The 13,121-nt window shown below is 52.3% G+C and carries 12 protein-coding genes; 1 reads left to right on the top strand and 11 read right to left on the bottom strand.

Translation table 11 applies throughout. The annotated features are described in order from the left end of the window. Nucleotides 1–29 precede the first annotated feature (29 nt). From WC734_04595 to WC734_04555, 9 genes are all read right to left on the bottom strand, one after another. Entirely contained in the window at nt 30–884 is an 855-nt protein-coding gene (locus WC734_04595) for a hypothetical protein (GenBank protein ID MFA6198398.1), read from the bottom strand. A gap of 135 nt (nt 885–1,019) precedes the next feature. After that, a complete protein-coding gene (locus tag WC734_04590; GenBank protein ID MFA6198397.1) occupies nt 1,020–2,903 on the bottom strand; it encodes an Ig-like domain-containing protein in 1,884 nt (627 codons plus the stop codon). Between the two features lie 90 nt (nt 2,904–2,993). Beyond that, nucleotides 2,994–3,317 carry a hypothetical protein gene (locus tag WC734_04585; protein ID MFA6198396.1) on the bottom strand — a complete coding sequence of 108 codons (324 nt, stop codon included), beginning with the start codon at nt 3,315–3,317 and terminating at the stop codon, nt 2,994–2,996. Between the two features lie 155 nt (nt 3,318–3,472). Beyond that, entirely contained in the window at nt 3,473–4,021 is a 549-nt protein-coding gene (locus tag WC734_04580) for a hypothetical protein (protein MFA6198395.1), read from the bottom strand. Between the two features lie 724 nt (nt 4,022–4,745). Then, nucleotides 4,746–5,156 carry a hypothetical protein gene (locus WC734_04575; GenBank protein ID MFA6198394.1) on the bottom strand — a complete coding sequence of 137 codons (411 nt, stop codon included), beginning with the start codon at nt 5,154–5,156 and terminating at the stop codon, nt 4,746–4,748. A gap of 112 nt (nt 5,157–5,268) precedes the next feature. Beyond that, nucleotides 5,269–7,311, bottom strand: coding sequence for an ABC transporter ATP-binding protein (locus WC734_04570; GenBank protein MFA6198393.1), 2,043 nt, complete (start codon nt 7,309–7,311; stop codon nt 5,269–5,271). Nucleotides 7,312–7,334: 23 nt separating this feature from the next. Continuing rightward, a complete protein-coding gene (locus tag WC734_04565; GenBank protein MFA6198392.1) occupies nt 7,335–9,101 on the bottom strand; it encodes an ABC transporter ATP-binding protein in 1,767 nt (588 codons plus the stop codon). A 15-nt stretch (nt 9,102–9,116) separates the two neighbouring features. Then, nucleotides 9,117–9,365, bottom strand: coding sequence for an AbrB/MazE/SpoVT family DNA-binding domain-containing protein (locus tag WC734_04560; protein MFA6198391.1), 249 nt, complete (start codon nt 9,363–9,365; stop codon nt 9,117–9,119). Nucleotides 9,366–9,453: 88 nt separating this feature from the next. Continuing rightward, nucleotides 9,454–9,762: a hypothetical protein gene (locus tag WC734_04555; GenBank protein MFA6198390.1), complete on the bottom strand. Its 309-nt coding sequence runs from the start codon at nt 9,760–9,762 to the stop codon at nt 9,454–9,456. Nucleotides 9,763–9,997: 235 nt separating this feature from the next. Here WC734_04555 and WC734_04550 point away from each other — a divergent pair, with 235 nt between their 5' ends. After that, entirely contained in the window at nt 9,998–10,657 is a 660-nt protein-coding gene (locus tag WC734_04550) for a hypothetical protein (protein ID MFA6198389.1), read from the top strand. A gap of 127 nt (nt 10,658–10,784) precedes the next feature. Here the strand turns inward: WC734_04550 and WC734_04545 are convergent, their stop codons facing one another. Together WC734_04545 and WC734_04540 are read right to left on the bottom strand one after the other, a co-directional pair. Further along, nucleotides 10,785–11,438: an ABC transporter ATP-binding protein gene (locus WC734_04545; GenBank protein ID MFA6198388.1), complete on the bottom strand. Its 654-nt coding sequence runs from the start codon at nt 11,436–11,438 to the stop codon at nt 10,785–10,787. Between the two features lie 10 nt (nt 11,439–11,448). Next, complete coding sequence (locus WC734_04540) at nt 11,449–13,083, bottom strand: FtsX-like permease family protein (GenBank protein ID MFA6198387.1); 1,635 nt, start codon at nt 13,081–13,083, stop codon at nt 11,449–11,451. Nucleotides 13,084–13,121: the final 38 nt, after the last annotated feature.

Here is a 13,121-nt window from a genome sequence, read left to right as displayed (position 1 = left end):
AGTTGTTTTGTCTTGGGAGCGCGAAGATGTTATCCGGCCTGGATTTCGGTGCCAGTAGTAAGGCTGAATTTTCCATCCCAATGGAACGGGAAGCCGCCGGCACTTAGCGGGATGATGTGGCGGGCACACTGTCCGATTTGTTCAAAAGTAGTACGCCCGGATGAGCCGCAGACTTGCGATTTTATTTCCACAGCCGCAGCAAGTAGGAACCCCGTTTGATCGAACGACCGGATGCCAAGTCGCCTGGCCTCAACGAAGTCGAGCTGGATGGTCACGAGCATACGAGCGGGAATAACCTCGGTATCCACAGCCAGCACGACCGGAAAACCGACGGCCATTTTGCGGCAATTCACCGACGTGATCAACGGAGTAAACCACGGGAACAGTCCGATTGTTTCACCGGGATAGACCACTCGACCAGCCCGCTGGACTATGATGCCATCCTTTACCCGCCGCCGGGAGAAGAACAAGAAGTACCCGATAACGAACGCCACGGTTACTGCAAGCTGGATCACATACCAACCCAGCAGACGTTGCTGATACTTCACCAGCGTCGCGTCTGTCATGTTGGTCGGAGTAACCAGGCAGACTAACATCATTAGGAACCCAACACAGAGCAAGGCTCCGACGATCATGCCGATTGGCTCGAGTACCCGGTGTACTGCCCGGCTCTCCACCAGCTCGCCAAGTGGCCGTTCAATCAGCAGCATACCCACCAAAAACCAAAGCATGACTCCGACTGTCGCTGTTAAGAACAGGGTGGTGGGGTTAACACTATAACCAAACCCCAGGGTGAACAGCCGCCCCAGACTGGCAAACAAAACCAGAATGAGGATCGCCGACCACGTCCTGCCATTGAACATCTGATTGCCTCCTTTCATCATGACAAACAGCTTTCCGCTTCGATACACGCGCATATTAGTCAATTAGCATAATTTTGTCAACGACCAAACACGCCAAACTTAACGTTATGGCCTTTCGAACTATTACTACTTACTTGTTAATTGCTACTTTGTTATTTATCTTACCACCACGCCCGCGTTCCCAAACTTGGCGAAATCAGCCAGAAACTTGTCCTTGGTCCAGACTATCTGTCCGGCTACTGGATCATTGAGAATCAGCTGGCTGGGATTATCCGCGCTGCCCACGAAACCAATTAGCGTTCGCGCATGTTCCCCTTTCCAGGCTAGTATTTGCTTGCCATCGGCCGTTTGCCAGTTGTCCTGATATCCACCCGTGTAGACACCCCAGACAACGATGGCATTACCGCTGATTATCTCCAGAGTTAATTCTGAAATACTCCAACCCGTTCGAGCCGCTGCCGTTCGCCATGTACTGGCGGCTTGAGCGATTGGGTCCCAATATACTCCATACCCAGTGGTATTCTGGCGACCGTTGATACTGCCAACAAACTCTTTATAAGGATCGCCCCAGACACTGCCTTTTCGCGCCGCAGGATTAACCGCGATTTTCGCCATAATGTCATTTTCGGACACTTTAACTCCCTTGGCTGCTAAAGCCATTTTCAAAGCGGCCGCTTCGCATGATAACGGCTTGTCTTGGAAATCTATGGCCACGGCCAATTTGATTGTTTGAGGTGCGGTTTTGAAAGTGGTCGCAAAATCACTGATTGAATCTTGTCCGCTTTGGCTCCGGATGCCCTTAGCCAGCGTTATCCGATACGAGGTGTCAAAATTAAGACTGCCCGCGGGTATAAAATGCATTTCATTATCCGCCCAGCCAAACGTCCCCACGATGGCTGGATCAATTGCGAACGCTGCTTCGGCTGAACCGTGATCTACCGCTTGATCAAATGTTACCCTCACACCAGAACGGACATCTATCCCGGTAGCACCATCGGCCGGACTAATGTGAGCGACCGACACCGGACCAATGGTGGTAAATTTTATCACAGCGGCTTCAGGTAATGTCCCGCCATTAGCTGTTTCGGCTCCAGCCGCGATTGTGGCGGTATAAGCGGTATTAAACACCAAGCTTTCGGTTGATTGGAATGTCAGCGCCTTACCATTTTCGGAGATATTCACGCTGCCAATTGTCGGTGGATCGATCGTAAAGTGGGATCGTATTGAATCGATATTCATCGGGCTGTCAAAAGTAATCGCAATCGGCGTACTTACCAACACGCCGCTGCCGGTCGGACTGATCGCGGCCACAATGGGCGGTGGCGCCACAGTGAACGTGCTGTCCCATACCTGGATTGGCTCGGCGCGATACTCGATTTCCCCAGTCATTCGGCTGCGCACCACAAATATCCGATTGACCTTCAGCCGGTAGGTGGTACCCTGTGTTAACGGCTGATCGGGCGTAAAGGTAATTGATCTGTTATCCTCTGCCTCCCGCACCCGAAATGATGCCGCAGGCTCAAGGATATATTCCAATTCAGCCTCGGCCGGACGTTGTCCGGTCAGGATCAATGACACCTCACTTTTCGGCGGAATGGCCGTAGCTCCATTGGCTGGCGTAACCGAACTGATGGTGGGCAGTTCAGCGGTTCGGAATTGATAGGAATAGTATGTCTTGGGCGCTAATTGAACGATATCAGTGATTTCTTTTAATTCCACGGTGTAGGTAGTATCGGGATCAAACACCCGGTCGGCCTGGAATCGCAAACGCTTGAAAAGATGCCGCCCCAGCCACTTGTCTTCGTAGACCCACTGACCATTGATATCGGGTGTTATGCTTGGTATCAATGTTGAGCGATCGATTGGTTTATCAAACTGAATCATCACTTCGGAATCCAAGGCCACACTACCATTACTACCGGGCTGAACTGAAATTACTCGGGGCCGGTAAACACCCCAAAAGAAAAGACTAATACCGGCTGCCAGCAAGGCACCCAAAATACCGATCATAAGTTTTATTATTTTTCTGTGGGTGCTCATATGGATTGGTACCGACTTAGATCAACACAACCAACACAAACCAACCTAACCTAAGCAGGCAGCGTATAGTAACATCGGGCTAGGTAGCGGCTAAGCGATAAATAGTGCCGCCAGTAAAACCGCGTATCCGATAAAACGTATTAGTGTCACGGCCAAATTGCGCCATTTCTCAGCCACCATCACCTGGGTAACATGAGAGGCGCAGAACATGATGAAGGCCAGGGCGATAAATAGCGCCAGCACATTGCCGCTGACTTGGTAGTTCCAATACGCTAAAACGCCGATCAGTATCCCCAACAGAAGGTTAGTGGACGAGATCAGCTCCCAGTTGGAGTAAAGTTTCGGTTCCCGGGTGGGTAAAATTTCCCTAGACTCGATTTTCTTTTTGGCGGCTGTTTTTCTCTTTGTAACCATTGTCTTTTGTCTTAATTAAATGTGTGTTATTTGACTGCAATGAATATTATAACATATACCAGAAATAAATACACTAGTCTTTCCAATTAGTGTCTTCCGTATAAACAACATTACAAAAAAGCACCCCGATGCGAATCAGGGCGCGTACTAGACACCTAGCCCTTCCAGATCATTGTGGTGGCTGACACCATCATAGCAAAGGTTACCGACTCGTCATACCGCCGCAGCAACCATTGTCCACTCCGATCGGTTTCGGGTACAAATACACGGAACTCGGCTACGCGTCGCCGCAGTAGTACACAGAAGCACACGCTTACAAACGCTGCGGCGATGTACGTTTCCGGAAACGCGATTGACTTGAGCCAGAGCCCCGCTCCTAAGAAGCTGATGATAACGGCCGCGATCACGTTCAAGCTTCCCAGTCCGTGGCGTCCTTCACCCATCCCCAGCGCGATCAAGCCCAGCCATGCGAACAGTCCAGCCGACAACCAGGCCAACTGGTGAAACAAGCACCAGTGTACGAAAGTCACGGCTACTGCGAGTGGCAACACCACCAATAGTTGTTGGATAGCCATCCGTGAATTCGTGGTTTGCCTACTGACCGTCGCGCTAACCACGGGAACGCCGACGATCCATACGAACAGCCGCCAAATCGCGAAGGCCAGCGGCGCTGTTGCGATACCGACCCAAGATACCTGGTTCATATTCGCCTCCCCGGTTTGTTCCCCAAGAATCCAGTTCGTACCCATACATACAATCAAAATATCTTATTATTGTCAACTGCGTATTCCGCGCAATCATAAAGAAGAACCTCGGTCAGGTTGACCGAGGGTAACTGCCGTTGGATTGCCACAGTCGCTTCAACTGGTTGGTTCGGGTTCGACCCGGGAATCTGGTTCATGCGTCTTTAGATGCGCTTCCATATGCGCATTACTGATTCGGTCCAAACCACATATTGGACACGAACCACAACAAGGCGAACAGTGTACCGCCTTGACGCCGCCTTCAGTGTGGCAGCTGCAGTGACAACGCCCGACTTCTACCCCACATCCATCGTGCATCGACGACCTCCTTCCGACATGTCGACACCAATATAACTATACGACAGGCACCTTGATTGTCAATCGGAACATCTGGGAATGCCAAACAATCCCACATTATCCTTGGAGACCGAAAGAATGAGATGAAAAAATAATCCCCACTTTAGGACGTGGGGATAGCCTCTCTGATGCGATGGATGGGCAAGTGAGGACGTTCGTCCTCCCACTGTTTCGCCGCTACCTCATCGAACTTCGGACCGGTGAAGACGGTTTCCGGACGACCGTCTCGCACCACTATGATCTGGGCGTGATCTCCGTTCGCGCTGACAAAACAACGGGGGGCGGTGCAGTGGGGGTTCGTGTGCCGAGTGACGATTTCAACCACGGTCTACCTCCCGGGAACCACCGCTGTGGTTCCCCTCGTTCGGACGGTTATAAACTCTCGAGCTAAAGCATCAAAGAGCGCACCATGTCTCGCCTCAAGAATTGTCCGCAGTTCATCGGCGCGTGTGGCAGTTGCCATTGATAGTCGAATTTCATAAACTTCGGGGTAGCAGGCCACGAATTGGCCTATCTCCATGATCGATAGAACTCGATAGAGACTCTTCAGTTTCATACCGCGAGTTGGCGAAGTGGTTGGGAGGTATTGAACGACCTCCGGCCTGTCTTCTAACAAGCTCAAAAAGAACTGGAAATACCGCCCTTCGGTGAAACGGCGCCTAGGCAACCGCGACAGCACCCCAATGACCAGCTCATACGTCGTGAGTGTGACGATTGGATCAACAACGATTTTCGGCATTGAAAGAGCCCTCCTGGTTGTCATATCCGCGCCTCTGTCGCATCAAGATCGGTTTGACTATATCAAAACAAGGATGATTGTCAATTCCCTGTACGCCTCAAACCGATACCGGTTACGCACCGACGTCCGAAACTGCCGCGGGACTGTTCGTCCCCGTTGGTCCGGCAAACTGACTGTTATATAACGACGCGTAGAAGCCGTTCAGTTTCAATAGCGCTTCGTGCTGGCCCTGTTCCACAATATTGCCGTCGCGCATCACCAGAATCAAATCGGCGTTGCGAATCGTCGACAACCTATGGGCGATGACGAAACTGGTCCGGCCATGCATCAGACGTTCCATGGCTTTTTGGATCAGCACTTCGGTACGGGTATCGACCGAGCTGGTGGCCTCATCCAGAATCAACATCGGCGTATTAACCAGCATGGCACGGGCGATCGTCAGCAGCTGCTTTTCACCCTGGGATATATTGTTGGCTTCCTCGTCCAGCACCATGTCGTAGCCGTGCGGTAATGAATGCACGAAATGATCCACGTGCGCGGCTTTGGCGGCGGCAATAATTTCTTCTTCCGATGCGTCAGTTTTACCGTAGGCTAGGTTCTCGCGAATCGTCCCGTTGAACAGCCACGTATCCTGCAATACCATGCCAAACAGTTTGCGCACGTCGGCCCGTTTCAGGGTTCGAATATCAACGCCGTCAATCTTGATCGCGCCCGAATTGACTTCGTAAAATCGCATCAGCAGATTTACCATGGTGGTTTTTCCAGCACCGGTGGGGCCGACAATCGCCACCCGCTGACCCGGCTGGATTGAAGCCGAAAAACCGTTGATGATAATCTTATCGGGATTGTAACCAAATACCACGTTTTCAAAATCAACCCGGCCTTTTACGTCCTTAATCGTGACCGGCTGATCAGCCTCTGACGACTGTTCTGACTCGGCCAAAAACTCAAACACCCGTTCCGCCGACGCGGCCGTTGATTGCAATACATTGGCAATGTTGGCGGTCTGCATGATCGGCTGGTTGAATTGATTGACGTATTGAATAAAGGCTTGGATGTCGCCAATATTGATCCGGCCCTGCACCGCCAGCCAAGCGCCAACCACCGATACGCCCACATAGCTCAGGTTGCCGATAAAACTTATCAACGGAAACAATAGACCGGATAGAAACTGGGATTTCCAGGCGCTACCGAACAAATCCTTGTTAATGGCATTAAACTTGGCGATCGAGCGTTGCTGGCCATTGAAGACTTTCATCACATTGTGGCCGGAATACATTTCTTCCACGTGGCCATTGATCTGGCCCAGCGAATCCTGCTGCTGTTTGAAATATTTCTGAGATCGTTTCACGATCAGGCCGACCAGGCCAAAACTTATCGGCAGAATTATCAAGGACACCAGGGTCATCTGCCAACTGATCGTCAACATCATTACCAAAATACCGACAATCATGGTCACCGATGTGACAATTTGACTCAGGCTTTGATTGAGCGTTTGACTGACCGTATCAATGTCGTTCGTGACCCGGCTCAAAACTTCGCCGTGCGTTTGACTGTCAAAATATTTCAAAGGCATTCGGCCGATTTTGGTCGAAATATCCCGCCGGAATTTGTACGTTACTTTCTGTGAAACGTTGGTCATGATCCAGCCCTGAATGTAGCTGAAGATCATGCTCAATAAATATAAACCGATCAGCTCAAGCGCGAAGTTGCGCAGCTTAACATAATCGAATGCCGGCTTCGTAGACAAATCAAGCGCCTTCAATCCTTCGCGAATGGCGGCCGGTATTTTATCAGCCACGACCGCGGGCATCCGCTCCAGCAGCTGGGCCCCGGTCGTTCCGGGTGGAATTATCGTCCCGGCCGGTAAATTGGCTTGAACTTGTTCGTAGGCGGTTTTGTGAATATAATCGGACACGACCTGATTGGTCATGTGACCCAACACCTTCGGACTGATAATGGCAAAGATGGTACTGCCGATCGCGCTGACGATCACTATAATAATCGAGATCCAGTATGGCCTCAAATAAGCCACCAGCTGCTTCATGGTGCCCTTGAAATTCTTCGCCTTCTGGCCGGGCATCATCATGGCTGCCGGACCGCCGCGCATCGGTCCAAACTGACCGGGCCGCGGTGGCGTGTTCGAATTCGGCATCGATTGTGGTCGTGGGGCTGGGTTCATTGTGTCGCCTCCTGGGCCGGCCGCACGGTGGCTACCTGCTTCAATTCTTCTTCGGAAAGCTGGGAGAATGCGATCTCGCGATAAACCGAACAGTCACGCATTAATTCCCGATGCGTACCCTGACCGACGATCCGGCCTTCATCCAGTACGACGATCCGATCGGCCTTCATAATGGTACTGATACGCTGAGCCACAATCAATACGGTCTGGCCTTTGGTAATGCCGGCCAGTGCCTGGCGCAGCTTGGCATCGGTGGTGAAGTCCAGCGCTGAAAAACTGTCATCGAATATGAATATCTCTGGTCGGCGAATTACCGCTCGAGCAATGGACAAGCGCTGCTTCTGGCCCCCGGAAACGTTAGTGCCGCCCTGGGCAATCGGTGCGGTATAACCGCCCTCAAGCTGGGTGATGAAATCGTCCGCTTGGGCAATGCGCGCCGCCTGTTTTACTTCATCATCTGAGGCATCGGGACGGCCGTATTTGATATTGCTCTCAACCGAACCGGAAAACAGCACACCCTGTTGCGGCACATAGCCGATCTTGGCAAACACTTCTTCCTGGCGCATCTGTCGCACGTCAACGCCGTCTATTTTAATCGCACCTTCACTGACATCGTATAATCTGGGAATCAGGTTAATCAAGGTTGACTTGCCGCTGCCGGTACTGCCGATAAACGCCGTTGTCTGGCCAGGAACAGCAGTAAAAGTGATATCTTTCAAAACCGGCTCATCCGCGCCGGGATAGGTAAAGGTCACGTGGTCAAACTCCACCCGCCCCTGACTGCGACCGGCCGGTACGGGTTGTTTCGGGTCTTTGATGCTAGGTTCACTGTCGAGCACTTCCGCCACCCGCTGGGCTGACACTGACGCGCGCGGTACCATAATGAAAATAATTGAAATCATCAAGAACGAGAAGATCACCTGCATGGCATATTGCATAAATGCTAACATGCTACCGATCTGGAGATTGCCTGCGTCAATCACGCGCGCACCCACCCAAACTATGCCCAACATAGTCACATTCATTATCAGCATCATGATCGGCTGGAGGATGACCATGATCCGATTAACGAACAGATTTACCTTGGTCAGATCAACATTGGCTGCATCAAATTTCTGCTCCTGCTTTGCTTCGGTATTGAATGCGCGAATGACACGCAAACCGGTTAATATTTCCCGAGTAACTAAATTTAGGCGATCAACCAGTTTCTGTAGCATCTTGAATCGTGGAATCGCCACCACGAATACCGCACCAACCACCACCAACAACACACCCACCGCCAGAGCCATGATCCAGGTCATGGAAGGAGCGGTATGATAGGCCTTAACGATACCCCAGGCTCCTGTTAGCGGCGCCATTAACGCCAATCGTAATAGCATCACCAGCACCATTTGAATCTGCTGAATATCGTTGGTCGATCGGGTGATCAGGGACGCAGTGGAAAAAGTATTGAACTCGTTTAAAGAAAAATTCTCGACTTTGGTAAAAACCTTCTCGCGAATATCGCGCGCGAAGCCCGTAGCAATCCGCGAGGCAAAATATCCCACGATCACCGAGCTGGCCGCGCCGCCTAAGGATATAAGCAACATCTCGGCACCCACTTTCCAAATATAGCGCATGTCCTGATTGACTATGCCGGTGTTAACAATCCGGGCCATAAAGTCTGGTAGCTCTAAATTTGCCGCCACCAACAAAAAGACAAACACCAGCAAACCCAGTAGTTGCCAAATATATGGTTTTAAATATTTAACCAGTTTGAGCATTCGAGGTGATAATAATTACTGTTTGGCCTTTTTAATCACTTTTTGTAAGCCGGCCAGCTGTTCAGCCATATGCGCCACCATCGCTTCGACGTTTTCTGCTTTCATGAAAGCCAATACCCGCCCGCCCATGCCAAAAACCAGCAGTTTCTCGCCTTTGGTTAATTTCATGGCGGTGCGGGCTTCGGCTGGAATTACCACTTGGCCTTTGGCGCTGATGGTGGTGGTACCGTAGAATTCCTTTTGGCCTTTTAGGGAATGAATCATATATTTACAATATCCTATAAGTAAGACGTTTCCTACTTCGGGTATACTATCATGGCCGTATGGGGGGTGTCAAGACCTCCAAAAGAAATCACCCACACGGTGTGCGGGTGGGACCTCCTAGTACTTCCGACGACGGATGCGGCGGTACCGACTGCGCGAACAGGCCTGATACTGGCTCATGCGAAGCTTGACGGCACCGGGAATGTTCTTCGACGCACACTGTCGAACGGGCCAAACCGACGTTGCCATCACGACGCGCATACATCGGCCACTTCCGAAAATGATGTAGTTGTTGCCCCGGACTCGTATCTGACGCCATCCTCCAGGCGCATCCGTGGTCTGCATCGCCGTGCCACCATGAGTACGGTGACGCTTGGGTGGTACGTACATAGTCCATGCCTCCTTCTTTCGGGACCACTGGCATTATACTGATTTTGATAAATAAGGCAAATCACAATCACCCCAACACAACAAAACAACCGTAGGCGGGCAGAACCCCGTACCGATTCTGGTACGGGGCCCGCCTACGTCAATATAAAAATTTGAGTCTTCCCACATTGACACCTGGTCACATATGGTTTAGGATGCTTTCAAATCAATACTAAACCGTAGGTCTCAACCTGGAGGGCGCCATGACGCGTTCAATGCTCATTGTCATCGCTATTGGCATGGCTTTCGGCCTCACCGTTGGAACTTGCATCAGCTGGCAAATCCAAGCGAGCGCGTGGTACTACGGTGCGATAGCGGGCTCGTTATTCGGAGGAATCGTACCATTGGCCCTTGTTGGTGTCATTCGGCTGCTGGACTATATCATATTCGGCGGCCTTATCTTCGATCTGATGGACTTTGTCTGCTTCCTCAAGCTGTCATTCGGCCGGGTCGGCGGGCAAATGCGGCGGGTCGGAATCTGGGCGGTTCTCGGCAGCGTCCTGATGCTATTCTGGGCGGTGCTGCTAGCCGCTTTCTCCGTGTTCCTTTCTTCCAAGCGGATCGTGATTCCGACGAACCCGTTCGTACCGAAGTACTCGGCCAACTGTTACGTCGGTAGTCTAGCCGCTCTGGTCGCCGTCATTCTGGTCGCCAGCGGCACCTATCGCTTGGCAGCGGCCGCCTGCTCCCGCGCGGTCTGGCGCACGGCATCACGTGAACAACGGATCGAGATGCGGACCAAGTTCCTGCTGCTCAATCCGATTTCACTGCCCTTCGTGATCATCTGGGCCATCGCGGTTCTGTTCAGCCCAATCGCCCACCTAATCGTAAAACCGTTTCGGCACTCACCTCCGCAGCCATGACAATACTTCGCTGTCGAAAACAACGACAACCAGCCACCCTTCAAACTCGGGTGGCTTTCTTTATTAATAATACTAACCGTAGGCGAGGATGATCATCCTCGCCTACGTATTTTATTATACTCACGGACTATGAAATTTTCCCGTCCTTCATGTGATACACGCGCGAGGCGAACTTCTTGGCGTAATCGTTGTGCGTAATCAAGACGATGGTTTTGCCTTTTTCTTTGTTCAACGTCTTTAGAATGTTCAAAATTTCCTCGCCGGTATCACTGTCGAGATTGCCGGTCGGCTCGTCCGCCAAAATCAAGGCCGGTTCATTTATCAAGGCTCGAGCAATCGCCACCCGCTGTTGTTCACCGCCCGAAAGCTTGGTCGGCAAATGATGCGCCCGGCTGCCCAATCCGACGCTGTCTAGAATAGCATCGGATCGCTCCCGGTCTTTGCCGGTGCGTTTGGCGATCGCCGATTCGACATTTTCACTGGCGGTCAGAGTGGGAATGAGATTGAAATTCTGGAAGATGAACCCAATCCCCTCGCGCCGCAGCTTGGTCAGCTTCCGGTCGCTGGCTTTGGCCATATCCAAACCGTTCACCGTCACGCTGCCTTCACCCGGCCGGTCCAAGCCGCCCAGGAGCTGTAACAAGGTCGACTTGCCGCAGCCGGACGGTCCGACCACGACTGCGAATTCTCCCGCCTGAATGACCAGATCAACTCCGTCCACCGCTTTGATCGTCTTGGAGCCCTGCTGGTAATGCTTCTTGAGTTGTTTTGCTTCGATGATAGCCATAGGGTTATTCGATATTTCGTAAGGCTTCCTGAGGTTTCATCCGCGACGCCTTGAGCGAGGCGAACAAGCTGGCGACAATGGCGCCGAGAATGGCCACACCGGCGCCGAGGCCGAGCACCATGGCCGACGGATTAACGTGCAGCGGCACCGCGGTAGTCGTACCGGCGGCGGCTTGGCTGTCCTCGCCGAACCGACGCATGAAGCCGAATCCCTCGCTGGCCGTCTTCTGGAACGTGGCCGACAGCTGGATGTCAAAATGATTGACCAGGAATAAACCCAGCAGACCCAATCCGATGCCCGCCGCCGCTCCGATGATGCCCACCACAATATTTTCGGTCACGATCTGGCGCACGATCATGCCGTTGCTCCAGCCGATCGCCTTGAGCGTGCCCAGCTCGCGCACGCGCTTATTGACCGACAGCACCGTCAGGAGCGACACAATGATCAGCGCGGCGGCTACCACCACGACGCTGGTGATGCCGATAAACTTGTTGGTCAGATTCGAAGCGTTGACTAGACTGCCGGTCACCTGGTCGGCCGTTTCCGACGCATCGGTCACTTTGGCGCCGGTGAATAGCGCGGCCACGCTCGTGCCAGCGGCATCCACGTTATCGGCATTGGTCGCCTTAACCAGCAATACATTGATCCGGCCGGCGCGATCCGATAGCGTCTGCGCATCGGCCAGCGACATGTATATATCAGCCGACATGGTGTACAGCTTCGGATCGACAATGCCGACCAGGGTAAAATCTTGATTATTAATCTTGACCGTGCCGTTGAGCGCGTAATTCTTCTTTTGGGCAAAGGCGCGCGTGGCTACGATCTCGTTGGCATTCTCCAAATAGCGGCCTTCCACGATCTGGCTGGGCAGAATTAGACCGATGTCGGTTTTCGACGTATCAACGCCGCCGAGTGTAAAATTCTCGGAATTAACGTCGGTGCTGAACGAACCCACCCGCTGGTTGATTACTTCTTTGGGTACCTCTATCGTACCACTGACCATGCTGGACGGCCGCGGCATCGCCTCGCGCAAGGCCTCCCGACCGGCGGCTGAATTCGGATCGATACCTTTGGCTTTGAGATCGGCCTGGGCTTTGGCTTGGGCGTCGGCGAATTCTTTCTGCATTTCATCAGTCATTTCAAACCGCTGGCTGAATCCGATCGACTGTCCGCCCGTTTCCACATTCACGGCCAGGTCGGGGATGGTGCCTTCCTGATGAGCGACACTCAATATCAAACCCCCGGCGTACGACTGCACCAGACTGCTGTCGATCTTCGATGTCTCGGCGGAATCAAACGTCAATAAACTGCCGGGCATCATCGTGTCAGCCGAAAACTTTTCGCCCGGCTGACCCAGCGTGGCGAAGTCCATCTTGATTCGATTACTTTCCATGGCTTCCTGACGCGTGGCATCGTCCAACGTGGCAATGTTCTCCTGATCCACCGTCCGACTGACCATGATGTCGGTGCCGACGCTCGACAGCGGATTCAATACCGTTTTTTGAGCGGTCGAGAGGCTCTGCGAGATCGACACGATCGTAATAATAATGGCACTGGCCATCGCCAGTCCGAGCGCCACTGTCACCGTCTTGCCCGGCCGGTGCAGCAGCTCACCTTTGAGATACTTGAGTACAAACATGATAAATGCGGATTAAATTTGAGTATATGAATGGGTAA

This window comes from Patescibacteria group bacterium (assembly GCA_041661625.1).
Taxonomy (GTDB): Bacteria; Patescibacteriota; Patescibacteriia; order JAHIZJ01; family JAHIZJ01; genus JBAZUB01.
The sequence above is the reverse complement of the archived record's forward strand: the minus strand, read 5'-3'. Positions and strand labels throughout refer to the sequence as shown.

Excerpts from the sequence above, each read along its gene's own strand:
- WC734_04595 (MFA6198398.1), bottom strand. The coding sequence starts at position 884 with ATGATGAAAGGAGGCAATCAGATGTTCAATGGCAGGACGTGGTCGGCG.
- WC734_04590 (MFA6198397.1), bottom strand. The coding sequence starts at position 2,903 with ATGAGCACCCACAGAAAAATAATAAAACTTATGATCGGTATTTTGGGT.
- WC734_04585 (MFA6198396.1), bottom strand. The coding sequence starts at position 3,317 with ATGGTTACAAAGAGAAAAACAGCCGCCAAAAAGAAAATCGAGTCTAGG.
- WC734_04580 (MFA6198395.1), bottom strand. The coding sequence starts at position 4,021 with ATGAACCAGGTATCTTGGGTCGGTATCGCAACAGCGCCGCTGGCCTTC.
- WC734_04575 (MFA6198394.1), bottom strand. The coding sequence starts at position 5,156 with ATGCCGAAAATCGTTGTTGATCCAATCGTCACACTCACGACGTATGAG.
- WC734_04570 (MFA6198393.1), bottom strand. The coding sequence starts at position 7,311 with ATGCCGAATTCGAACACGCCACCGCGGCCCGGTCAGTTTGGACCGATG.
- WC734_04565 (MFA6198392.1), bottom strand. The coding sequence starts at position 9,101 with ATGCTCAAACTGGTTAAATATTTAAAACCATATATTTGGCAACTACTG.
- WC734_04560 (MFA6198391.1), bottom strand. The coding sequence starts at position 9,365 with ATGATTCATTCCCTAAAAGGCCAAAAGGAATTCTACGGTACCACCACC.
- WC734_04555 (MFA6198390.1), bottom strand. The coding sequence starts at position 9,762 with ATGGACTATGTACGTACCACCCAAGCGTCACCGTACTCATGGTGGCAC.
- WC734_04550 (MFA6198389.1), top strand. The coding sequence starts at position 9,998 with ATGACGCGTTCAATGCTCATTGTCATCGCTATTGGCATGGCTTTCGGC.
- WC734_04540 (MFA6198387.1), bottom strand. The coding sequence starts at position 13,083 with ATGTTTGTACTCAAGTATCTCAAAGGTGAGCTGCTGCACCGGCCGGGC.